Below are 23338 nucleotides of genomic sequence, written 5' to 3' on the forward strand. Positions count from 1 at the left end.
CACTGGCAACGGGCGACGCACGCCCATGATCGGGGGGATCATGCCGAGCGGGACAACAGTCCTGTCCTTTTGCCTGGCGGCCATGGTGGTGCTTGTCGTACCCGGGCCGTCGGTCGCGTACGTCGTCGCGTGCAGCCTGCGCCACGGCCGAACAGCGGGCCTGGCGTCTGTCGTCGGCCTCGAGCTCGGAGCGCTGCTGCACGTCGTCGCGGCCGCCGCTGGACTCGGCGCGGTCCTCGCCTCCGCACCCGGCATGTTCCGCGTGATCAGGTACGCCGGGGCCGCCTACCTGCTCGTGATGGGTCTGCGCGAACTCCGTCCCGCGAAGGAGGCCGGTGCCAAGCACCGAGCGGTGCCGAGAAGCCCGCTGCGGATGGTCCGCGACGGCATCCTGGTCGACCTGCTGAACCCGAAGACCGTGCTGTTCTTCCTCGCGTTCCTGCCGCAGTTCGTCCGTCCGGCGGAGGGGTCCGGACCGACACAGATCCTCGTCCTCGGCAGCTGCTTCGTGCTGCTGGCGGCGGCGTGCGACGCGACGTACGCCGTGGTCGCCGGGTTCCTGGCGCACCGCATCCACCGCTCGCCAGGGGCCCGGCGCAGGCTCAGGCAGACGACGGGCGGCGTCTACCTGAGCCTGGCCGGGTTGGCCGTTTTGACCTAGACGGTCTTGATCGCCGGGTCGCTGAGCCCGGAGGTGCCGTTCTCGATGTGGCCGGCGAAGCGGCGCAGGTACGTCGAGTCGGCGGCGGTGGTGATCGAGACGTCGTACCAGCGGTTCGTGGTGGTGACGGTCGACGTCGTGGTGCCCTTGCGGACGTCGAGGGTCTTGGGCGTACCGCCGTACGCGTTGGTGATCGTGACCTGGCGGGCGGCGTTGGAGGTGAAGGTGAGGTCGACGTTGCCGGTGGTCGCGTTCTCGCGGGCGGTGATCTCCAGGCCGGTGGCGGGCTTGCCCTTGAAGGTGCGGAGGAAGCCGTTCGGGCCGTGCACGGTGAGGTCGGTGACGCCGGCGGAGTAGACCGGGTTCCAGCTGTCGGCGACGGTCTTACCGGCTTCGGTGGTGTAGGTCCACGGGCCGTCGGTGCGGTTCGCGGACGTGATCAGGAACTGCGCGCCGGCGTGTGCCCCGGAGCTGAACGTCAGCTTGTACTTGCTGTCGGCAACGATGCCGTCGACGACCGGCGCGTAGGGCAACGGCCGGGTACGGCGGCGGCCGGGCTCCTGCGCCGGGAGCTTGCCGACCGCGGGCGGCGTCGGCACGTAGTCCGGGTGCCGCTTGTTGTCCGGCGGCTGGTAGGCGCTGGTGTCCGGGAGCTTCGCGGGCTGCGTGGCCGACGTACCGAAGTCGAACGCGGAGGAGAGGTCGCCGCAGATCGCCCGGCGCCACGGCGAGATGTTCGGCTCGTGCACGCCGAACCGGCTCTCCATGAAGCGGATGATCGACGTGTGGTCGAAGACCTCGGAGCACGTGTAGCCGCCGGTGCTCCACGGCGAGACCACGAGCATCGGAACGCGCTGCCCCAGACCGTAGGCGCCGTGCGCCGCCTTGTTGCCCGTGTAGAGATCAGGGCCGGCGTCGACGGTCGACAGGCCCTGGTTCGCGTCCATCGGCGGGTACGGCGGGACGACGTGGTCGAAGAAGCCGTCGTTCTCGTCGTACGTGATGAACAGTGCGGTCTTGCTCCATACCTCGGGGTTCGCGGTGAGTGCGTCGAGGACCTGGGAGATGTACCAGGCGCCGTAGTTCGCCGGCCAGTTCGGGTGCTCGGTGAACGCCTCCGGCGCGGCGATCCAGGAGATCTTCGGAAGCTGGTTGTTCTTCACGTCCGCGGCGAGTCGCGCGAACAGGCTCTCGCCGGCCTTCGCGTTCGTGCCGGTGCGCGCCTTGTCGTACAAGGGATTCCCGGGCTGCGCGTTCCGGTAGGTGTTGAAGTAGAGCAGCGAGTTGTCGCCGTAGTTGCCGCGGTACGCGTCGTCGATCCAGCCCCAGCCGTGGTCGCCGTCGAGGCCGTCGCCGATGTCCTGGTAGATCTTCCACGACACCCCGGCCTGCTCGAGCCGCTCGGGGTACGTCGTCCAGCCGTACCCGGCCTCGTCGTTGCCGAGCACCGGGCCACCGCCGGTGCCGTCGTTGCCCGTATAGCCGGTCCACATGTAGTACCGGTTCGGGTCGGTGGAGCCCATGAACGAGCAGTGGTACGCGTCGCACACCGTGAATTTGTCGGCGAGCGCGTAGTGGAACGGGATGTCCTCGCGGGTCAGGTACGCCATCGTGGTCGACGTCTTCGCCGGGATCCACTGGTCGTACTTGCCGTTGTTCACCGCCTGGTGCGCGTCGCCCCAGCTGTGCGCGAGGTCCTGGATGAACTGCAGACCGAGGTTGTCCGCCTCCGGCCGGAACGGCAGGATCTCCTTGCCGAGGGCATTCTTCTGGTGCCACACCGGCTGACCGCTGGGCAGCGTCACCGGCCGCGGATCACCGAACCCGCGGACGCCCTTGAGGGTGCCGAAGTAGTGGTCGAACGACCGGTTCTCCTGCATGAGTACGACGATGTGCTCGACGTCCTGGATGTCCCCGAAGCGGCGATGGGCCGGGATCGCGGCGGCCTGCTCGATACTGTTTGTCATCGCGGCAAGCGCGGCCGACGCTCCGGCAAGCTGCAGGAACCTTCGGCGATTAATGTCTGGCATGCGAGTCTCCTGTCGGGCGGTGGGGCGGATGGAGTCTGAAACACCAGGAATGCATCGCAGGCACCCTAATCTGAACGATTAACTGACGGAAGATGAACTCTGCTGTCCACCCCAGGTGACTTTCAAACCATTCCGAGCAACCACTTGGTGGCTGACTGCCGAGGTGAAGTGAGTTCACCCCGGCGCCCAACGGTGCGCTCGTGGTCAGCACGGCTACGCTGACCCAGCAGGCCCGCGAGAATGGTTGTGTGACCCACGTCCACATCATCTATGCGCATCCCAGTGACCGGGGCTTCACGCGTGAGGTTCTTGACGCGTTCGTGGGCGGGCTGGACGCCGCCGGCCACACGCACACGGTCTCGGATCTCTACGCGATGGAGTTCCGGTCGGAACTGAGTCTTGAGGAGTACGAGCGCGAGTCCGGCCAGCGGCCCGATGCGTCTGTTCCCGACGATGTCGCCGGTGAGCAGGCTAAGCTTGTTGCCGCGGACGTGTGGGTGTTCGTCTATCCGGTGTGGTGGGCCGATTGCCCTGCGCGGCTCAAGGGCTGGTTCGATCGCGTGTGGACGGTGGGGTTCGCGCGTAAGCCGGCGGTCGTGCAGGTTGCTGAGCAGGCGTTGGTGCTGTGTACGGCGGGGTACACAATCGCCGAGCTTGAGTCGTCGGGCTGTTACCAGGCGATGAAGACCACGATGCTCACCGACCGGATCGGAGAGCGAGCACGGTCGAGTGAGTTCGTTGTGTTCGGCGGTTCGGTGCTGCGCGATGACGATCTCGAGCGCTGGTCGGCTCTGAGCGCGGAGCACCTGGCGCAGGCCGACAAGCTCGCGCGCTCGATCTGAACCTCTGCAGCTGGAGGTGGTCCTCCTCGGACATGGTCGCGCCGGACGTGATTGTTCCTGATGCGTTTGGGGTTGGGGTGGGGTCTGATGGGCAGGTGGGCGGTATCTGCCGTGGGGCATCGGGTCGGCCCAGCCGGGGCGGGCGCCGTGGACGACACCGTTGCTGAGGTGGATGGTCCGGCGTGCCGGCGTGCCGGCGTGCAGGCGTGCAGGTCGCGGTGGCAGCGTTCACAGAGGAGGACGAGGTTGCTGCAAGCTGGCCGCGTTTAGGCAGCGGTAGTTGTGCGAGCCTCCGCGGAGTCATGCCAACCGTCGGCAGTACAGGGGTCGAGTTTGGAACCGTCGGCAGGGCTGCACTCGTTGTCGCCAGAGACCGCGGCAAGGTCACCCCACGGGTCGAACGCGACGGTGGTGCTCGGGCTGAGGTCGCTGTGAGGATCGACCTGTGCGATCGAGCTGCCGCCGTCGCCCCAAGGATCGAAGTCAGCGGCGGGTGGGTGCGTTCGAGTGCGGGCAGGCCGTTCGTCAGGCGCGTCGCCCCAGGGGTTGAGGCGGGCGGCGTCCTCTGCGCTGATCCAGGGTGGATCGGTGTCACGCGGCCAGACCCGTGCGGGAAGGCCGGGCAGGCCTGCGCCGGGGGTGCCTGCGCCGGGCATGTCTGCGCGGGGCGTGCCTGCGCCGGGGGTGGCTGCGCCGGGTGTGTCTGCAGCGGGGGTGGCTGAGCTGGGTGTGGTTGCGGTAGACGTGGTTGCGGCGGTTGGTGGGCGGTATTTGCCGCGCGGGACGCGATCGGGCGTGGCCCAGGTGGGGCGGGTGACGTGGACGATGCCGTTGGTGATGTGGATGTCCCAGCTGCCGGCGTGCAGGTCGCGGTGGCAGCGTTTACAGAGGAGGACGAGGTTGTTGATTTTGGTTTCGCCGCCGTCGATCCAGCTGGTGACGTGGTGGGCGTCGCAGTAGATGGGTGGGGCTCCGCAGCAGACGCAGCCTTTGTCGCGGGTGATGAGAGCTTTGCGTATGGGGCCGGTGGCGAGCCGTACGGTGGTGCCGACGTCCAGGGGCTGGGAGTCCGAGCCGAGGACGATCGGCAGGATGTGGGCGTCGCAGGCGAGTCGGCGGATGGTGGCCGCGGACAGGTTGCCGCCGTAGATCAGCTGACCTGTCGCGGTCGCCGCAGCCGCCTTGAGGTCGTTGAAGTCGATGGTGACGGTGATGTGCGGCTTCACGCCGTGCCCGGCACGAGCCGGGCTCGCGCCGCCGGCACCAGCCGCGCCGCCGGAACCAGCCGCGCCGCCGGCACGAGTCGCGCCGCCGGCGGCAGCCGGGTTCGCGCCGGCACGAGTTGCACCGCCGGTCCGAGTCGCGCTGCGAGCACTCGTCGCGCTGTCGTCGGCCGAACCCGTCGCGTTCTCGGGCGTTCCCGCGCCGGCGGTGCGGTCACCTGCAAGGTTGCTGGTGCTGGTGCCGGTGTTGTAGGTGTTGTGGGCGTTGGTGCCGCCGAGGATCGTGGTGAGGGCGTCGGCCTGGCGTTTGTCGCGGCTGCGGGGGTCCAGGGCGCCGTCGATGGTTTTGTGGGGTTTCGCGTGAGTGTGGATCAGGGTGCGGAACAGTTCGGCGTTCTCGTTCGCCAGGAACCCGCTGAAGGTGACGCCGTTGTCGGCCGTTTTCAGCCGTAGTGTCTCGCGGTCGTAGGCCTTCTGCTCGGCGGGCTCGGGGCCGTCGGTGTCGAGACGATCGCGGATCTGGGTGGCGGCTTTGCGGAGGTCGAGCGGGCCGTGCGTGCGGCCGAGCTCGACCATTTCCCGCTCGGCGACCGCCAGGTCCTCGACCGGCACCGTGGTCGGCAACTTATCCAGCGCGGACACGATCGCCTCAGCCTGCGCCGGATGCAACAGCACCCCACCACCCACATCGCCCTCACCCACATCGCCCTCACCGGTGTCGCTGTGGGTGGTCTCGGGATCGTGGTCGGGATTGGGATCGGGGAGTGCGTCCGCGACCGCGGGGTACTTCGACAGCGCGTTGGCCAGGTGGACATCGCGGCGTGCCTTGGTGGCGTCGATGCGGTAGCGGAAGGTCAGGAACCGGGCCGTGGTGCCGGCACCGACGTCCTTGGCGTAGCCGATGGTCTCCAGGCCCGCGGTCAGGTGCAGAGCGAGGGTCTCGAGGCGGGCGATCTCGGCGTACGTGGCGTCGAGAGTCGACACCATCTCGCCGCCACTCATCGACCACACCGGTCGCTCCCCGAGAATCTCCATACCCACACCGTAGACACCCCCTCCGACACTTTTCAAACCCGAAAGCCCTTATTTTCAAGGGACTTCGGCAATCGAATTTATCCACAGCGCCGCAATTCTGTGCATAAGGTGCGAGGATGACTCGTGAACGTGGTAGGCCCGGCGCGACAATCGTTGCTACCAGCAACCAGTACGCCGGCTCGACGGAGGAGCGGGGAGATCTGTGGAAAGCATTTGGTACGCCGCCTATGGATCGAACCTCGCTCTCGAACGCTTCACGTGCTACATCTCCGGAGGCCGTCCACGCGGTGGCGCGCGGGTGTACCCGGGGTGCCGCAACCAGGACCCACCGCAGAAGACCACCGCCGTCACGGTTCCCGGCGGCCTGGTGTTCGCCGGCGCCTCCAAGGTCTGGGGCGGCGGCTCAGCCTTCTACAACCCGTCCGCACCCACGCAGTTGGCCGGCCGCGCGTACCTCCTCACCCCGGACCAGTTGGGCGACGTCGCAGCCCAAGAGATGTGGCGCGACCCCGGCGGCCCCTTCGCCCTCGAGGTCACCGCCCTCCTCCCGAACGTGGACCGCCTCCACGCGATCGGCCCGGGCCGCTACGAGACCCTGATCCGACTAGGCGAACTCGACGGCCTCCCGATGTTCACAGTCACCCACGGAACAGTCGCCGACCTCACCCCGGTAGCCCCAACCGCGCCGTACCTCCACTGGATAGCCACCGGCCTAGCCGAGTCCCACGGCTGGGGGATCGACCAGATCGTGGAGTACCTGTATGCGGCGCCGGGAGTCCAGAAAGCCTGGACGCCCGGCGCGTTGCGGTCAGTGCTTGATGGCGATGCAGGTGGCGGTGGATGACTTGGTGGGGTCGCTTTCGGAGGTGGCGGTGAGAGTGATTTTGGCGAGGGGGCCGGTGCCTGCCTTGGTGTAGACGGGGACGGTGGTTTGCTGGCCGGCGTTCGCGGTGGCGAGTGCATTGGGGAGGGCGATGGGCCAGCCGTTGGACTTCGCGGACAAGCGGTAGACATCGCCCTTCAGGTACGGCCCAGTACCGGCCTTGCCGGTGTTGGTCAGGCGGAAGTTACAGGTCTGGACGCCGCTGCGGTCCGGTTTCGCGGCCGTCGGCAGGAGGCGTACGCCGCGCTTCTGCGGACCCGAGCCGTCGAGGGATCGGACCGCGACGGTGTAGGACAGCTGGCCCTTGGCGTCGCGGTGCACGTTGGTGATGTAGAAGTGCAGCCGGTTTGCGGTGTCGGTGTACTCGTACTCGCTGCCCGAGTTCGTCCCCGCGTGGAACAGTGCGTCGGACAACTGACGGAAGTCGCCGATCGTGATCGGAACCTTCGTCCCGTCGGGCAGGACGTAGTCCGTCAGGTTGATGTCCTGCGGGTTCGCGTCGATGACCCACTCGAACGGCGCCCGGTCCTCGTTCTTCGTCTTCGCCAGCAGTACGCCGGAATCGGGCGTGAACGAGTCGGTGCCCATCCGGTCCACCACCTCGACCGTGTAGTTCTGGTACCCACGGCCGTCGCAGAGCGGATCCTTGGTCGCGTCACAGGGCGCGTCGAGATCACCGGTGCCACCGAGTTCGATGTTGATCCCGGACAGCTCCTTCGCGCCGGGCTCGACGCTGCGGGCCTTCACGTTTGCGATCACGACGCCGGAGGTCGCGAGGGCCTCGCGGGAGAGCCGGAGTACGTTCTGCTCGTCGACCATCTTCAGCTTGAGTTTGTTGCGGAGCATGTGTTGCGCGCCCATCGACGCGCCACCGGTCGCGGGGATCATCCACCGGCTGTGTGGACCGCCCGGGCCGTTGAAGCTGCCGCGGCTGAGCATCTCCCAGATCCCCGTGTACGCGCGCCTCGGCGGGACGCCGTACGGGTTGTTGTAGTTGTCGCCGATGCCGAGGATATGGCTGAACTCGTGCGCGAACACGGCCATCCCGGAACTCTCCGCCTGCGTGGACGATCCGCCGCCGGCGTTCGGCCAGATCGACGCGCCGGCCGCCCACGACGTCCAGTCGACGTACCGGGTCTGCGACCAGTTGGGCAGCGCCGGATCCGGCGGACCGAAGGCGTCGCTGACGTCCTCCTTGGTCGGGAACTTCATCATCCCGAACTCCTGCCAGGTCGACGACTCGTCCTGGCCGGCGCTCAGGAAGAACACGAAGTCATAGCCGGCCGGTACCTCGGTCCCTTGGTCGGCGACCCACGCGGCGCGACCGTCGGTGCGGATGTCCTTGGTGCAGGTGTCGCCGGCCGGGCAGCTCGCACCGCCCTGGAACTCCATGCCGTACTCGTGCGACTTGCCCGGCATCCGGTACGGGCCGAAGGCGGTCAGGTCGACGCCGTACCGGCCGGCGGAGTCCTCCATCCAGTACTCGTGCAGGGTGTGGCCGTGGTTCAGCGGCTCGGGGGTGTTGAGGAAGTTCCGGTAGAACTGCGCGACCTGATCCCGCGGTACGCCGTTCGCCGCGGCACTCGGATTGCCGAAGGCGGTCGACCCCTTGGGCTTGGTGATGACGAAGTCCTGGTTCGGGTAGTCGAGCAGCACGAGCGCACCCTTGAAGGTCCGCTCCGATCCCTTGACAGCCGGGTCGGCCCAGTTAGTTCCCGGTGGTTTGACGTAGTCGCTCCACGTCATGTGATCCGGGTTCTCCCAGTTCTGCGGGTCGATCGGCCCCGGCAGTCCCTGGGAGACAGTGGTCGCGACCCGCTTGTCCTGTCCAGACTCCTGCCACGGCTGCTTCTGCGGCCAATGCGGGAACTGCCAGGCGTTCACGGGATCCGGGGGAGCAGTAGCACTCGGCGAAGCAAGCGCCACCGAAGGCACCGACACAGCGGCCAGCACAGCAACCAGCCGCACAACACGACGAAACTTCCGTTGCTCAGACACGGGCGGGCATCCGATCCTCAGCGGGGCGGTACAACGGGCTCCTCGAGCATGCCTGGTGAGACGGCGGTACCACAACAGATCGGCTCACTGTATACAGTATGGTGAATTGGCGACCGCGATGGATGGAGGGTTTATGTACTCGGTGACGGATCCGGTGACGGGGGTGTTGGTGGAGGAAGTGGGGAACTCGACGGGGGAGGAGGTTCGGGCGGCGGTTGCGCGGGTGCATGCGGCGTACCCGGGGTGGCGGGGGCGGGGTGTGGGGGAGCGGGCGGCGGTCGTGGCGCGGGCGGCGGAGCTGTTTGCGGAGCGGGCGGACGAGCTCGCGGGGATCATGACGCTGGAGATGGGCAAGCGGGTCAGCGAAGGGCTGGGTGAGGTCGGCATCGTGGTCGACATCTTCCGGTACTACGCGGAGCGCGGGCCGGCGTTGCTCGCGGACGAGCCGATCGACATCAAAGGTGGTCAGGCCGTCATCACCAAGGGCCCGATCGGCGCGCTGCTCGGGATCATGCCGTGGAACTTCCCGTGCTACCAGGTGGCCCGGTTCGTCGCGCCGAATCTCGTGCTCGGGAACACGATCCTGCTGAAGCACGCCTCGATCTGCCCGCGGTCCGCGCGCGCCATCGAGGAGATCCTGCACGCGGCCGGCGTACCGGACGACGTGTACGTGAACACGTTCGCGTCGAGCCGCCAGATCCCCGCGATCCTCGAGGACCCGCGGATCGCCGGCGTCTCGCTGACCGGGAGCGAACAGGCCGGTATCGCGGTCGCCGCCGAAGCCGGGAAGAACCTCAAGAAGACCGTGCTCGAGCTCGGGGGATCGGACCCACTGGTCATCCTCGACACCGACGACCTGGACGAAACGGTCAACGCCACCGCGACCGCACGGATGCGCAACTGCGGCCAGTCCTGCAACGCACCGAAACGCATGATCGTGCTCGCCGACCTCTACGACGAGTACGTCGACCGCCTGACGAAACGCGTCGCGGAGTACTACGTCCCCGGCGACCCCTCCGATCCAGCGACGAAGCTCCCGCCGCTCGCCTCGATCGCGGCCGCCGACGAGGTCGCCGCGCAGGTCGAGAAGGCGGTCGAGCAAGGAGCGACGCTCCGCACCGGCGGCCGTCGCATCGGCCCCGGCGCGTACCTCGAGGCCACCGTCCTCACCGACGTGACTCCCGCGATGGACGCGTACTACGAAGAGATCTTCGGCCCCGTCGTGATTGTCTTCAAGGCGGCCGACGAGGACGACGCCGTACGGCTGGCGAACGACACGCCGTTCGGACTGGGCGCCTCGGTGTGGGGTACCGACCCCGATCGCAACCGCCGCGTCGCCGACCGGATCGACGCCGGCATGGTCTACCTGAACCGCGCCGGCGGCTCGCAGGCCGACCTGCCGTTCGGCGGCATCAAACGCTCCGGCCTCGGCCGCGAACTCGGCCCGGCCGGCATCGAGGAGTTCATGAACAAGAAATCCATCCGGATCCGCTGACAGGAACCGGTCATCTCGTCGTCCGCTCGTGAACAGCGCATACTGACGGCACACTCCGAGCTCGTGCCGAGGGGGCCGACGATGACCGTGCCCGGTGAGTACTCCATCAAGACCTACCGCTACCTGCGGATGGCGATGGTGGCGATGATCGTCCTCCTCGGCGCCGCCCTGGTGATCGAGTGGTCGAAGACCGATCCGCATTGCCTGCAGACCTCGATCAGCGCGTACTACTACACGCCGGTCCGCGCGATCTTCGTCGGCGGACTGATCACCATCGGCGTCTGCATGGTGGTGCTGAAGGGCAACACCGAGACCGAGGACATCCTGCTCAACGTCGCCGGAATCCTCGCGCTGGTGGTCGCGCTGGTTCCGACGCCCGGCCAAGGCGCCTGTCGCTCGGTGCCTGTCGCACTCGGCGACGCGGCGCCGAACGTCTCGAACAACATGCTGGCGGTGTTCGTGGTCGGCGTACCCTGCTTGCTGCTGACCGCGTTCTTCGTCGCCCGGGACCGGATGCGGCAGCCGGCCGGGTGGACCCCGATGTACGTGCTGGGGCTCGGGATCGCGGTACTGATCTTCGTCGGCGGGCTGGTGTGGTTCCTCGCCGACCGGTCCGGGTTCATCGGCAACGCGCACTACGCGTCCGCGATCGTGATGTTCGTCTGCATCGTCGCGGTCGTGCTGCTGAACGCGGAGCAGTACCGGCGCAAGCAACGCAAGCACGCGGTCCCGCACTCACCGGCCAACCGGTACTCCGTGATCGCGGTGGCGATGGTCGCGGTACCGCTGTTCATGTTTGTCTGGAAGAAGGCGTTCGGCTGGGACCACGCCGTGCTGTGGATCGAGGGCACGCTGATCGTGCTGTTCGCGGCCTTCTGGATCAGCCAGACGCAGGAGCTGTGGACCGCCGGGATCCGTCAGGAGTTACCGCGGTCGCCGCAGGCCACGCCGTCACCGTTGTGATCGAGCTCCGGGGAGTATCCGGGATCGCCACGGTGCAGCGGCGCCTTGCCGGCGGCCCGGACCTGGTCACAGTTCTGGTACACCACTGTGGCCGTGGTGGGAGTGGTCGTCGGAGTCGGCGGTGCTGCGGAGGTCGACGCCGTGGTCACGGCCTTCGGTGACGTCGGAGATGCAGTCGGCGTCGGTGTAGGTGTAGGTGTCGGCGTGAGGGCCGTCGAAGTGCTGGTCGATGTCGGCGAAGGTTTTGGAGTGGTCTGCACCGGAGTCGGAGTCGGCGTCTGCACGGCCACCGTCGTCGGTGTCTCGCTGACCGGCGCCGGGGTGGTGTGTGTCGCCCGTGGCAGCGTCGGTCGTGATGACGGTGCGAGTACTGGCGCCGAACTCGTGGACTCCTCGCCGCTGAACGGGTACGCGAGTACCAGTGTCATCAGCGCGACCGGGACCACGATGACCGCCAGTGCGGTCGTCCGGCGCGGTCCGCCGTACCTGCCGATCGGTCCGCGGACCGGTTTGCCGTGCTTGTCCACCCAGAACGCCCAGCGTGCCGGTGGCGGTCCCCAGGCTTCCGGCGGTTGCCATCGTCGCGGTGGTCGCCAGTCCGGTCGCGGCGGTGCGGGCCACTCCGGTGGTGCATTGAACTGCCTCACTGAATTCCTCCCCGAGGCAGCCTAGCGACTACTCGCCGGGAAGATGCAGCTACCCGCCGAATCCCTTGTATTTCATACGTTTGAGCGTCGTCGAGCTCCTGGTCCAGGACGCGGTACGGCGTCCCTCGGCGAGGTCACCGAGTGGCCTGCTTCGCACCGCAGCTCGGTGTGCACGGGCGCGCCGCAGTCGCGGTGCTCGATGCTGAGCGGCGACCCCTCGGGGCCGGCGAGGTACTTGTCGCCCCAGTCCCGGATCGCGATCAGGATCGGGTAGAGATCGAGGCCCTGCTCGGTGAGGCGGTACTCGTACCGCTGCCGCGCGCCCGGTTCGCGGTACGGCGTCCGGCGCAGGATCCCGTGCTCGACGAGCGTGGCGAGCCGGTTGGACAGCACCTGACGCGGAATGTCGGTGCGCACCCGGAGATCGTCGAACCGGCGGATGCCGTTGAACACCTCACGCAGTACGACGACCGTCCAGCGTTCGCCGAGGATCTCCATGGTTCGCCCGATCGGGCAGTTCTCCACCGACCAGTCGAGCGCGTTGTAGGTGGTCAGGCTCATCCGATCAGCGTAATGCGCTCTAGGTCTCGTTGACAGACCCAGCTGGTGATGTGAGGCTCGGTCCATGACGGAGACTCAGACCGGGACTCAGCAGACGGCCCGGAGCCGGACGTTCACCTGGACGGACCCGGCCGAGACGGCGGCGCAGATCGGCCGCGCGTCCGGGCTGGAGACGCTGCGGGCGATGCAGGACGGGCGACTGCCGGCGCCGCCGATCCTGCAACTGGTCGGGGCGACCGGGTTCGAAGCCGAAGAGGGCAAGGTGACTGTGTCCATGCCGGCAGCCGAGTTCCACTACAACCCGCTCGGCTCGATGCACGGCGGTGTGATCGCGACCCTGCTCGACACCGCCGCCGGCTGCACCGTCCACTCGACGCTGCCGGCCGGCGTCGGCTACACCTCGCTGGACCTGATGACGCGGTTCATCAAGCCCGTGACGGTCGACTCAGGCGTACTGCGTTGCGTGGGAGCCATCATCAGCCGCGGTCGTCGTACGGCGGTCGCGGAGTCCCACCTGTACGACGAACGCGGCAAGCTGCTCGCCCACGCGACGTCGACCTGCCTGATCTTCGAGCTGCCTCAGGCCTGATCGGCGAGCAGCTTCTCGCCCGCGACCAGCCGCACGCAGGTGGCCAGACCGGTGATCGCGGCCTCGACCTCCGGCAGCTCCGGGTACGTCGGGGCGATCCGGATCACCTGGTCCGTCGGGTCGTCGCCGTACGGGTGGGTGGCGCCGGCCGGCGTGATCGCGATCCCGGCCGCCTTCGCCTTCGCGACCACCTCGCGGGCGCAGCCCTCCGGAACCTCCAGGCTGATGAAGTAGCCACCGGCCGGGGCGGTCCAGGACGCGAAGTCGGTGCCACCGAGCTCAGCCGTGAGGATCTTGTCGACCACGTCGAACTTCGGCCGGATCAGGTCGGCCAGCGTCCGCATGTGATCGCGCAGCCCGTCGGCGTCCCGCAGGAACTGCACGTGCCGCAGCTGGTTGATCTTGTCCGGGCCGATGCTCCGCTTGATCGTGTGGCTCAGCCACCACTTGATGTTGTCCGGCGACGATCCGAAGAACGCGACGCCTGCGCCGGCGAAGGTGATCTTCGAGCTCGACCCGAACACGAACGCGCGGTCCGGGTGCCCGTTCTCGGCGCACAGCGCGAGGACGTCGGCGAGCTGTGCGGGGGAGTCGGTCAGGTGGTGCACGGCGTACGCGTTGTCCCAGAAGATCCGGAAGTCCGGCGCCGCGGTCTCCATCGCGGCCAGCCGCCGGACCGTCTCGTCGGAGTACACCGTGCCGTCCGGGTTGCTGTACTTCGGGACGCACCAGATGCCCTTGATCGCGGAGTCCTCGGCGACCAGCCGCTCGACGACATCCATGTCCGGGCCCTCGGGCGTCATCGGCACCGGGATCATCTTGATCCCGTAGCGCTCGCAGATGCCGAAGTGCCGGTCGTAGCCCGGGACCGGGCAGAGGAACGACAGCCCTTCCACGTCGGCCCAGCGGGTCTCCGCGCCTGGCACCTTCCCGAGCAGCGCGAAGACGACCGCGTCGTGCATCAGCTCGAGGCTCGAGTTCCCGGCGGCGAGCAGCTGCTCGACCGGCACCTGGAGGTCCTCGGCGAAGATCGCCCGTACCTCGGGCAGCCCCTGCAGGCCGCCGTAGTTCCGCAGGTCGGTCCCGTCCGCGCTGACCGGCTCACCGCTCAGCTCGAGCACGCCGTTCGCCGCATCGAGCTGCTTGGGCGACGGCTTCCCGCGCGTCAGATCCAGCTTGAGACCCTTGGCCACCAGCGCCTCGTAGTCCTGGCGCGCACGCTCGACCTGGGCAGTCAGCTCATCGACACTCACGGGGAGTCCTTTCACAAGTACCGGGGGATTCGCCCCAAGCCTAGTGACCTCCACCACGCCCTACTTCGGGAGGTCCATCTCCACCGTGTAATACCCACCCCCGGCCGGCGGCACATCAAACGCAGCCACCAACAACTTCCCACCATCGACCACCCCCGCCACCAGCCCCTGCCGCCCAGCCCCCTTAGCCCGGCCACCCGGAACCGCGATCGCCTTCCACACCCGCCCATCCCGACTGAACCAGGCAGCCGCGTCGACCTCGTCGTCAACGCCCGTGTTCCCGACCGCCACAAGCCCACCAGGCACCGGGACCAGACCCGCGATGAACGCCCGGCTCGCGGCACCGATCTGGTTCGTCCAGGTCAGACCGCCGTCCTTCGACGTCCATGTCACCCAACCGCCCTCTGCGTCGCCGTCCTTGCGGACGTAACTGCCGGCGGCGACCAACGTGTTGCCGATCTGTGCGAGTGACTGGACGCCCGCCCCGGTCACGCCTTTCGCGAACGGCAGGTCGACCACGGTCTTCCAGTCGGCACCGGTCGGCGACAACCAGACCGCCTGGGTGCCGTCGCCACGATCACCGGCGGCCACGAATCGCGACCCGACCGCCAGCACGGCCTGCATCTCGGCCTCACCCGAGCCGACGGACCGCAGGTTCTGCCCGGTGGTCCGCCGAGTCGTGCTGTCGGGACTTGACTTCGCCGCCAGCACCTTGCCGCCCACACCCTCGGCCCAGGACTTTCCGTCCTTCGAGTACGCCGACCACGCGTCGGAGTGCCCGTCGCCATCGGTCCGCTGGCCGACCACGACCCAGCCCGACGGCCCGACGGCGATCGCGCGTGCGTCCGGCCCGCCGTACGGCGATCGCGCACCGACGCCGAACACCGGTGAGTCGGCCTCGGACCATTGGCCGTTCGCACCCCTGACCCAGACCGCGGCTCGCTGACCGATCGGGAGCGCCTTCACTCCCACCCCGACCGCGCGACCGTCCCTGGTCACCGCTGCGTTCTGCAAGTCCTGTGGTACGCCGACCTTCCGCCCGGGCAGCGTGGTGGCCTGCCAGGTCGAACCGGACCGAGTCCACCCGGTTGGGCTGTTCGCCACGTCGCCGACCGCGACGAGGTCCTTGCCTGCGCGGAGCAGATTGTTCACTCGCGAGGAAGGGCGGCCCTCGGACGCGCCGGCCGGCAATCCGACCGGCGTCACGCGCGCGTCGGCGTACCGCCAGATCGCAGCCTCCGTCGATCCGGTGCGGTCGTCGGAGCCGACCAGCACAGCGGTACCGTCGACTGCGACCGAAGCGGCGACGGTCTGCGTGCCGCGAGCGCGTTGGCTCCGCACGTCGGTGGCGTCGGCGAGCTGAGCCCAGGTCGGCCCGACAGCGACGGTGGTGTTCTCGGTGGTCGTCGAGACCTGGGTGGTGGCGACCCAGTCCTTCCCGGCCTTGACCAGCGTGCCAGGGACGTCCTCGTAGGCCGAGCCCAGCATCCAGGGCGTGGCGGCGACCCGCCAGGAAGCGCCCGTGGAGCCGCCCTCGACCACCACCGCGTCCCACGAGTTGTGCTCCTCGTCGAAGCCGCTGCCCTGGACGAGAGCGACGAACTTGCCGTCGCTGACCGTGAGCGCATTGTTGTAGACGCGCGAGTCGGTGGCGATGGTGCCTTGGACGGCCGCGGCCCGGAAGTGCCGACCGCCGTCGGTGGAGTACCAGTACTGCAGCCGGTCGCTGTGTTCGGCGTCGTCCGGCGTGGACAGGTTGCCGGAGACCACCAGGGTCTTGCCGGAGGCAACGATCTGGTCGCCGGTCGCATCTCCCGGAGTCGAGGGGGCGAGTCCGATCGCGGGCCCGTCGGTCCGGCGCCAGGTGCTGCCATCGGTGGACTGCCAGTACACGAGCTTGCCGTCGGCAAGGGTGCTGCCGCCGATCATCGCGAATCCGGTCGGGGTCGCGGTGATCGCGTTGAGGACGTCGGTCGAGCGGAACACCTTGGGGTCGATGGACAGTCGTTGCCAGGTCGTCCCGTCGGTGCTGCGCCAGATCGCGCTGCCGGAGCTTGCGTCGCCGATGGCAACGAATCCCGCCGGGCCGGCGGCCAGACCGAGCGCACCTTCGTAGGTCGACGATCGGCCGACGGATTCGTTGTCGAGCTGGCGGCGGGTCCACGTCTTACCGGCATCGTCGCTGCTGAGGAACAACGGACGACTGAGGTTGTCGGACTGCTCGAACCCAGCGGCGACCACCCGTCCGCCGTGCGTGGCGACCGCCTTCAGAACCTGGTCGGTGCGATCGCCGGCAGGAGCGGCTTTCTCGGCAGCCTGTGACGCCGTCGGTTGGCTGAAGTCCACGGGCTTCGCCGCCGGGCGGTCCGGCGGGCCGGACGTGGACGACGACGTGCAGGCTGCCAGGCTGATGAGTAGGCAGGTGGTGATGATGCGGAGCCCCAGGCGCTTCATGGTGGGGAGTTTACGGAGAGTCAGCGGCTCCTTGGGGCTTCGAGATGGAACCTGTGGATAACTTCAACCGATTGTTGTCAGGAACAACGACTGGCCGGTGTCGGTCTTGGTGGCGTCGACGCCGTTGGACCGGGTGAAGTCGTCCTGTTCGTGGCCGGCCCAGTCGTTGATCGGCTTGCCGTTCTGGGACAGGTGCTGGTACGTCGTTCCGTTCCAGCCGAACTGGTGCACGGTGTGCGGCTTGGCGAGGTACGGCTCGTAAGGCCCGCCTGCCTTGGTCTGCTTCGTCAGGGTGTTGTTGAAGAAGACGTTCTGCGGCCCGCTCGCGCCGGACCACTTGACCGCCTTCTGGCCGGCGGCCCACCAGATCGGGAACCAGGTGGAGTCGTCCTTCTCCTCGCCGCCCTCGCCACCGCAGTTCGACTTGCAGTTCGACGAGCGGTGCTCGAACGGGACGTGCACCGTGTTCAGCTCGAACAGGTTGCGGCGTTCCCAGCCGCCGTGCAGGTTCAGGTCGGAGTCCAGGTCGTTGCCAATGACAACATTGCCCGAGGAGGACCACTGCAGGGTGAGGTGCCGCAGGCCGCGGGAGATGTTGCGGGCGTAGACCGAGTCCCAGACCCGCGAGCCGCGCAGGTACCCGTTGCCGCCCTTGCCCTTGTTCCAGGCACCGTCGAAGACGTTGTCCTGGATCTGCAGGTTCTTGGCCTCCTCGGTGACGATCGCGTGCGAGCCGGTCATCGTGGTCCGGATACCGCGCACCCACGAGTTCGCCGCCCACTTCAGCACGATGCCGTGCATCTCGTCGGCGGGCGCCAGGTTGCCGTAGTTGTGAACCGCGTCGGCGCGCTTGGCGTCGACCGGCTGGGTGATCGAGAAGTTCTCCAGGCCGACGCCGAGCACCGGGTCGACGAGCGGCGAGAGCTTCGACGGATACACCTTCTTGGCGATCTTCTCCGACCCGTCCGACGTCGAGTCGACCGGTACGTCGTACTCCAGCGGCTTGTCGATCGTGACGGTGTGCTGTGCCTCGTCGACTGCCTTGACGGTGAAGATCTGCTGCCGCATGTGCAGGTTCTGAAGGTCGTGGTCGGTCGGCAACGCCTGCTGCTGTTGGGTAGAACTTCATCGTGTTCGCGGACCGGACGTTCACGTACCCGCCGGGCTTCACGGTGTCCAGCTTGGCCTTCTCGTCCAGGTAGATCACCGTTTCGCCGGTCTTCGCCGAGAAGCCCGCACCACCAGGCTTCTCGCGCAGCTTCAGGCCCGCCTTCCAGTGCACGTTGACGGTGCCCTCGAAGAGGTCCTTGCGGTTCGCCGGTGCCTTCTCGTACGCCTCCTGGTAGTCCGGATCCACCGCCCGGCTCTGCACCCGGAACAGCCCGCGGCCCGGCCACAGCCAGCCTCCGGTGCCGTCCTCGAACTCCATCCCGTCCTCGTCCCAGTCGCCGCCGTCCTTGGTCAGGGCGTCGTACCGGGTGTTCTCGTCCGGGCGGAACACGAACGTGGTCTGGTCCGCCCCGGCGCCGCGGACGACCAGGTAGTCCGCGTCGACGCCGAGCTGCTTCGAGACGTCGAGCTGACCCGCGGGCAGCTCGATCAGCGAGAGCTTGTCGTACGACGCCTGCGCCGAGCAGCCGGTCCGGATCGCGTCGATCGCCTTCTGCAGACCGTCGGAATCGTCCTTCGAGTCGTTCGGCACGACGCCGTACTCGCTCTGCAGCCGGTCGGCGCCGATGCGGCACTTCTGGTCCGGGCTGTGCTTCGAGTCGTCGGGCAGGCCGGCGCCTTCGCGGTACCCGGCCTTGGTCCAGTCCGGCAGACCGGGGACCGGCGTACGACGGTTCGCCGTGGTCAGGTTGAGGGTCGGGAGCTTCGCGGTGATCGGCGTCGCGGTCGGCACCGGAGCCGTTCCGCTGGCCGGCGGTGGTGCGGAGGCGCTCGACTTGCCGGCCTTCTTCGCCGACGCGTCCGCCGGCGAGCCGTCGCGGGTCACCAGTACGACGATGACGGTGGCGATCAGCGCCCCCAGCACGAAACCAATCAGACCAGTGACCGCGATCTTGCGACGCCGCACTGTCCCCACCCCCCAGGTCGGTTAGACCTCCGAAGGGTAGGGGAGCGGCAGGGTCAGCCCTGGCCCTTGCACTTGGGGTAGCGCGGGTCCCAGGGGCCACAGGTCGGGAAGCCCGGCGGCGGCTTGATGGTCGGCGGCGTCCCTGGCGGCGGCGGAGTGACCGGTGGCGTCACCGGCGGCGGGGTGGTCGGCTTCGCCCTGCTGCCGTTCGAGATGTACAGCAGGATCATCGCGCCGGCCGGCGCACCGTCCTCCTGCCGCGGGTTCGTCCGGGCGACCATGCCCGCCGGTGCGTCCGAGTCGACCTGCGGGCCGTGGTCCATCTGGACTTTGAAGCCCATCGACAGCAGCTTCGCGGCGGCGTCCGCGGGCGTCATACCCTTCAGGTACGGCAGATCCTTGACGTTACCGCGGATGATCAGGTCGTCCGGCTTGACGAAGGTGCTGGTCGGAATCCCCTGCAGCGCCAGCTGCATCGCGGTCTCCCAGACCGGGCCGGCCGTTCCCGAACCCGACGCGTCGCCGATCTTCTTACCGTTCAGCGTCAGCTTCGCGAGGTCCTCGTACTTCGGATCCGCGTCCGCGACCACCGACGCGGCGGCCATCTTGGACGAGTAGCCGGCGAACCAGACTGCGAAGTTGTTGTTGATGGTACCGGTCTTACCGGCCAGGGCGCTCTTGCCGAACTTCAGCTTGGCGCCCGTGCCGCCCTTCACCATCACCTGCTGCAGCACGTAGTTGACGCCGTCCGCGACCCCCGGCGACAGCACCCGGTGGCAGTTCGGGCCCGGCGTCGGGGTCGACTTGCCGGTCTTCAGCGAGGTGATCGAGAGGATGATCTGCGGGTTGCAGTACATCCCGCGCGCGGCGAACGTCGCGTACGCGTTCGACAGCATCAGCGGCGTGACCTGACCCACCGACCCGAGCGTGAACGAGGGCACCTGCAGGAGCGGCTTCATCGTCTGCGCGTCGTACATGCCGAGCTTGGACGCGATCGTCGCGATCGGGCACAGACCGATCTGCTCGGACAGTTGCAGGAAGTAGGTGTTGGTCGAGGCCCGGGCCGCGTCGACCATCGACGGGTCGGCGATCGTCTTGGTCGAGTTCTTCGGGGTGTAGTCCGGGGCCGATGTGGTCCCGCTGCAGGTGCTGAACACCTTGCCGCTGAGGTCGAGCCGCTGCGGCGAATTGATCCGGTACGTCGTCGGTACGCTCTTACCGAGCGCGGCGGCGATCGTGAACGCCTTCATCGTGGAGCCGTTCTGGAACCCGCCGTACCCGCCGGCGTAGGACTTCTCGACGTTGTAGTTGTACGCCGTCTGCCCCTTCTTGCTGCCGTACGCACGGCTCTGCGCCATCGCCTTCACCAGACCGGTGCCGGGCTCGACCATCGTGACCGCCGCGACAGCCTGGTCGCCGGCCTTGGAGTGCTGATTGATCGAGGCCTGCGCCGCCGCTTGGACGCGCTGGTCGAGCGACGTCTTGATCACCAGACCGGAGGTCTCGATGTAGTTCTCGCGCTCCTCGGCGGTCTTGCCGAACGCCGCGTTCGCCTTCAGCTTCGAGACGACGTACTCACAGAAGAACGGGTACTTCGAGTTCGCGCAGCCGCTCGGGATGACGCGGACCTTCTTCGGGTCGATCACCGGGGTCTTGAGCGCGTCGGCGGCCTGCTTGGGGGTGATGACGTTCAGTTCCTGCATCCGCCGCAGGACGACGTCGCGCCGGGCCTTGGCGCGCTTCGGGTTGTCGATCGGGTCGTACCCGGTCGGGTTCTTCACCAGGCCGGCCAGCATCGCGGCCTGCGGGAGGTTCAGCTTCGCGGCGTGGACGCCGAAGTAGTGCTGGGCCGCCGCGTCGACGCCGTACGAGCGGTCGCCGAAGAAGGCCAGGTTCAGGTAGCGGTTCAGGATCTCGTTCTTGCTGAGCTCCTTCTCGACCGCGATCGCGTACCGGACCTCGGCGATCTTCCGCTCGTAGGTCTCGGCCGTGGCCTGCTTGACCTCCTGCGGCGTGCGCGCCTTGTTGATCAGGCTGAGCTTCACGTACTGCTGGGTAATGCTCGAGCCGCCCTGTTGCACGCCGCCGGCGGACTGGTTGCGGAGCAGCGCGCGGAAGGTGCCCTTGGCATCCAGTGCGCCGTGCTCGTAGAAGCGGTCGTCCTCGATCGCGACGATTGCCTTGAGCATCAGCGGGCTGATCTGCTTCAGCGTCACCGGCGTCCGGTTCTGCTGGTACAGCGTCGCGATGGTCCGGCCCTCGGAGTCCTGGATGACGCTCTTCTCGGCCACTGGTGCCGTCTCGAGGTCCTGGGGCAGGTACTGGACCGTGTCGTGCGCTGTCGCCGCGGTGACGCCGGCCAGCCCGGCGAACGGGAGGGCCAGCCCGGCGGTCAGTGCTCCGGCCAGCAAGCTGACCACCAGGAACACGAACACCGACCACACGACGTTGGGCCGCTTGGCCCGCCGTTCGCCTCTGTGCATGGTTGGGCAGGTTACGTGAGGTGAGGGCTTTCCGGGAGTCTCCTCGTTACAGAATTTACACATTTGGCTACAGATCTCACTACAAGTGACCGATTCCTCACGCCGTGCCGCCCAACTCTACGGTCATGGCCGGATCAGGACCTTCAGGGCCTCGCGGTTGTCCATGGCGCGGTAACCGTCCGCGATGCCGTCGAAGTCGACGGTGCGGTCGAAGACCTTGCCCGGGTTGACGGTCCCGTCCAGGACACCCGGCAGGAGCCGCTCGATGTACGCGCGGGCCGGCGCCGGACCTCCGGTCAGGGTGATGTTCGGCAGGAAGAGCGTCCCGAAGCCGATCGGCGCCTCGTCGTACTGCGGGACTCCGACGCGACTGATCACGCCGCCCGGACGCACGACCCCGAGTGCCTGCTCGTACGCCGGGAAGTGGCCGACCGCCTCGAGGACGACATGCGTCCCGTCGCCGCCCGTCAGCTCCCGCACCTTGGCGATCCCTTCCGCGCCGCGTTCCGCGACCACGTCGGTCGCGCCGAACTCGACGCCGAGGTCGGTCCGGTCCTTGTGCCGGCCCATCAGCACGATCCGTTCGGCGCCGAACTGCTTCGCCGCGAGGACGGCGAGCAGCCCGACCGCGCCGTCGCCGATCACGGTCACCGTGGTCTTCGCCGACACGCCGCCTTTGAGCCCCGCGTGGTACCCGGTGCCGTAGACGTCGGACAACGTCAGCAGTGAGGGGAGCAGCGCGGGGTCCTCGCCGCCGGGAACCTTCACGAGGGTCCCGTCCGCCTGCGGTACCCGGACCGCTTCGGCCTGGCCGCCGTCGACCCCGTTGGCGTTCCAGAAGCCGCCGTCCCGGCAGGACGTCTGCAGGTCCTCCTGGCAGAAGTCGCAGGTACCGTCGGACCAGGCGAACGGCGCGATCACGAAGTCGCCCTTCCGCAGTGTGGTCACGTCGCGGCCGATGTCCTCGACGACCCCCACGAACTCGTGGCCGATCGTCTTGCCGTCAGGCGTGGTGGGCAGGTTGTGGAAGGGGTGCAGGTCGCTGCCGCAGATGCAGGACCTGACAACCCGCACGACGGCGTCCGTTGGTTGCTGGATCGCCGGATCCGGCACGTCGATCACGCGCACGTCTCCGGCGCCGTAGATGTAAGTCGCTCGCATGGCTCCAGTGAAGGTCCACGGGCGCGCCCGTGGCAGTGCCTGTCGTTCCAGGTAATGCCAGTGCCTCCCTGATCATCACGACCGTCCGTACTGTGGAAGTCATGGACCACCGGGCCGAGATCAAGGAATTCCTCAGCTCCCGGCGTGCTCGAATCACCCCCGAGCAGGCGGGACTGCCGGCGTACGGCGGCAATCGCCGCGTGAAAGGCCTGCGGCGCGAGGAAGTCGCCCTGCTCGCGGGTGTCTCGGTGGACTACTACGTCCGGATCGAGCGCGGGCACCTCGCCGGCGCGTCGGAGAGCGTCCTGGAGGCGCTCGCACGGGCGCTGCAGCTGGACGATGCCGAACGCGATCATCTGTTCGCGCTCGCCCGTGAGTCCGACGCCACCCCGGTACGGCGGCGCCCGGCGACCAAGGGCATCCGCCCCGCGCTGCAGCAGGTCCTGGACGCGATCACCGACGCGCCTGCCTGGATCCGCAACGCGCAGTTCGACATTCTCGCGGCGAACCGGATGTCACGGGCGCTGTACTCCGCCCTGTTCGCCGACCCGCACCGGCCGCCGAACACCGCCCGGTTCACGTTCCTCGACCCGGTCGCGCAGGAGTTCTTCGTGGACTGGGAGCGGGCCGCCGACGACATCGCCGCCGTACTGCGTCTCCAGGCCGGGAAGAACCCGCACGACAAGGCGCTCAGCGACCTGATCGGTGAGTTGTCCACGCGGAGCGAGACCTTCCGGACCCGGTGGGCGGACCACAACGTCCGCTTCCACCGGTCCGGCCGCAAGAAGCTGCACCACCCGGTGGTCGGCGACCTCGACATCGACTTCGAGGCGATGGAGTTCCCCTCCGATCCCGGCCTGACCCTGGTCGTCTACACCGCCCCCGCCGGCAGCCCGACCGCCGACGCGCTGCAGCTGCTGGCCAGCTGGGCGGCCACCCAAGAAACCGTTGCTCAAGACTCGGTTGCTCAAGACAAGGAATAG

Annotated in this window: 19 protein-coding genes; 8 read left to right on the forward strand and 11 right to left on the reverse strand. The window is 68.1% G+C overall.

What is annotated here, in order from left to right; translation table 11 throughout:
- Window positions 1-82: 82 nt before the first annotated feature.
- Complete coding sequence (locus ACWGID_RS20315; RefSeq protein WP_452198657.1) at window positions 83-661, forward strand: LysE family translocator; 579 nt, start codon at window positions 83-85, stop codon at window positions 659-661.
- On the opposite strand, the gene ACWGID_RS20320 is transcribed toward ACWGID_RS20315, so the two are convergent.
- Window positions 658-2691: a phosphocholine-specific phospholipase C gene (locus tag ACWGID_RS20320; RefSeq protein ID WP_452198659.1), complete on the reverse strand. Its 2034-nt coding sequence runs from the start codon at window positions 2689-2691 to the stop codon at window positions 658-660. The genes ACWGID_RS20315 and ACWGID_RS20320 overlap by 4 nt on opposite strands.
- A gap of 200 nt (window positions 2692-2891) precedes the next feature.
- Here ACWGID_RS20320 and ACWGID_RS20325 point away from each other — a divergent pair, with 200 nt between their 5' ends.
- Window positions 2892-3533: an NAD(P)H-dependent oxidoreductase gene (locus ACWGID_RS20325; protein WP_452198661.1), complete on the forward strand. Its 642-nt coding sequence runs from the start codon at window positions 2892-2894 to the stop codon at window positions 3531-3533.
- A 266-nt stretch (window positions 3534-3799) separates the two neighbouring features.
- Here ACWGID_RS20325 and ACWGID_RS20330 read toward each other — a convergent pair whose 3' ends face one another.
- Window positions 3800-5791 carry a DUF222 domain-containing protein gene (locus ACWGID_RS20330; protein ID WP_452198663.1) on the reverse strand — a complete coding sequence of 664 codons (1992 nt, stop codon included), beginning with the start codon at window positions 5789-5791 and terminating at the stop codon, window positions 3800-3802.
- Window positions 5792-5993: 202 nt separating this feature from the next.
- Between ACWGID_RS20330 and ACWGID_RS20335 the strand changes: the two genes are divergently transcribed.
- A complete protein-coding gene (locus ACWGID_RS20335; protein WP_452198665.1) occupies window positions 5994-6635 on the forward strand; it encodes a histone deacetylase in 642 nt (213 codons plus the stop codon).
- On the opposite strand, the gene ACWGID_RS20340 is transcribed toward ACWGID_RS20335, so the two are convergent.
- Complete coding sequence (locus ACWGID_RS20340) at window positions 6600-8642, reverse strand: M6 family metalloprotease domain-containing protein (RefSeq protein ID WP_452198667.1); 2043 nt, start codon at window positions 8640-8642, stop codon at window positions 6600-6602. The two genes, ACWGID_RS20335 and ACWGID_RS20340, sit on opposite strands and share 36 nt — an antisense overlap.
- Window positions 8643-8805: 163 nt before the next feature.
- Here ACWGID_RS20340 and ACWGID_RS20345 point away from each other — a divergent pair, with 163 nt between their 5' ends.
- Together ACWGID_RS20345 and ACWGID_RS20350 are read left to right on the forward strand one after the other, a co-directional pair.
- Window positions 8806-10167 carry an NAD-dependent succinate-semialdehyde dehydrogenase gene (locus tag ACWGID_RS20345; protein ID WP_452198668.1) on the forward strand — a complete coding sequence of 454 codons (1362 nt, stop codon included), beginning with the start codon at window positions 8806-8808 and terminating at the stop codon, window positions 10165-10167.
- Between the two features lie 81 nt (window positions 10168-10248).
- The gene (locus tag ACWGID_RS20350; protein WP_452198670.1) at window positions 10249-11130 is read left to right on the forward strand and encodes a hypothetical protein; all 882 of its coding nucleotides are present in this window, start codon (window positions 10249-10251) and stop codon (window positions 11128-11130) included.
- Here the strand turns inward: ACWGID_RS20350 and ACWGID_RS20355 are convergent.
- From ACWGID_RS20355 to ACWGID_RS20365, 3 genes are all read right to left on the reverse strand, one after another.
- The gene (locus ACWGID_RS20355) at window positions 11085-11279 is read right to left on the reverse strand and encodes an excalibur calcium-binding domain-containing protein (protein ID WP_452198915.1); all 195 of its coding nucleotides are present in this window, start codon (window positions 11277-11279) and stop codon (window positions 11085-11087) included. The genes ACWGID_RS20350 and ACWGID_RS20355 overlap by 46 nt on opposite strands.
- Window positions 11197-11751 (reverse strand): hypothetical protein, encoded by a 555-nt coding sequence (locus ACWGID_RS20360; protein WP_452198918.1) that lies wholly within the window; start codon window positions 11749-11751, stop codon window positions 11197-11199. Before ACWGID_RS20360 ends, ACWGID_RS20355 begins: the two co-directional genes overlap by 83 nt.
- A gap of 98 nt (window positions 11752-11849) precedes the next feature.
- Complete coding sequence (locus ACWGID_RS20365) at window positions 11850-12338, reverse strand: winged helix-turn-helix transcriptional regulator (protein ID WP_452198672.1); 489 nt, start codon at window positions 12336-12338, stop codon at window positions 11850-11852.
- A gap of 64 nt (window positions 12339-12402) precedes the next feature.
- Between ACWGID_RS20365 and ACWGID_RS20370 the strand changes: the two genes are divergently transcribed.
- Window positions 12403-12927, forward strand: coding sequence for a PaaI family thioesterase (locus tag ACWGID_RS20370; protein WP_452198674.1), 525 nt, complete (start codon window positions 12403-12405; stop codon window positions 12925-12927).
- Here ACWGID_RS20370 and ACWGID_RS20375 read toward each other — a convergent pair.
- The 3 genes from ACWGID_RS20375 to ACWGID_RS20385 all read right to left on the reverse strand — a co-directional run bounded on the left by ACWGID_RS20375 (window position 12918) and on the right by ACWGID_RS20385 (window position 17735).
- Window positions 12918-14180, reverse strand: a complete 1263-nt coding sequence (locus ACWGID_RS20375) for an aminotransferase class I/II-fold pyridoxal phosphate-dependent enzyme (protein ID WP_452198675.1) — start codon at window positions 14178-14180, stop codon at window positions 12918-12920. The genes ACWGID_RS20370 and ACWGID_RS20375 overlap by 10 nt on opposite strands.
- 60 nt (window positions 14181-14240) lie before the next feature.
- Complete coding sequence (locus ACWGID_RS20380) at window positions 14241-16634, reverse strand: WD40/YVTN/BNR-like repeat-containing protein (protein ID WP_452198677.1); 2394 nt, start codon at window positions 16632-16634, stop codon at window positions 14241-14243.
- A 63-nt stretch (window positions 16635-16697) separates the two neighbouring features.
- On the reverse strand, window positions 16698-17735 hold the full coding sequence (locus ACWGID_RS20385; RefSeq protein WP_452198679.1) for a hypothetical protein: 1038 nt from the start codon (window positions 17733-17735) through the stop codon (window positions 16698-16700).
- Window positions 17736-18244: 509 nt separating this feature from the next.
- Here ACWGID_RS20385 and ACWGID_RS20390 point away from each other — a divergent pair.
- Window positions 18245-18736, forward strand: a complete 492-nt coding sequence (locus ACWGID_RS20390; protein WP_452198681.1) for a hypothetical protein — start codon at window positions 18245-18247, stop codon at window positions 18734-18736.
- Window positions 18737-18764: 28 nt separating this feature from the next.
- On the opposite strand, the gene ACWGID_RS20395 is transcribed toward ACWGID_RS20390, so the two are convergent.
- Window positions 18765-21194 carry a transglycosylase domain-containing protein gene (locus ACWGID_RS20395; RefSeq protein WP_452198682.1) on the reverse strand — a complete coding sequence of 810 codons (2430 nt, stop codon included), beginning with the start codon at window positions 21192-21194 and terminating at the stop codon, window positions 18765-18767.
- 123 nt (window positions 21195-21317) lie between these two features.
- On the reverse strand, window positions 21318-22355 hold the full coding sequence (locus tag ACWGID_RS20400) for a zinc-binding dehydrogenase (RefSeq protein ID WP_452198684.1): 1038 nt from the start codon (window positions 22353-22355) through the stop codon (window positions 21318-21320).
- A 101-nt stretch (window positions 22356-22456) separates the two neighbouring features.
- On the opposite strand from ACWGID_RS20400, the gene ACWGID_RS20405 reads away from it, so the two are divergent.
- Window positions 22457-23338, forward strand: a complete 882-nt coding sequence (locus tag ACWGID_RS20405) for a helix-turn-helix domain-containing protein (RefSeq protein ID WP_452198686.1) — start codon at window positions 22457-22459, stop codon at window positions 23336-23338.

Source organism: Kribbella sp. NPDC054772, assembly GCF_053611945.1.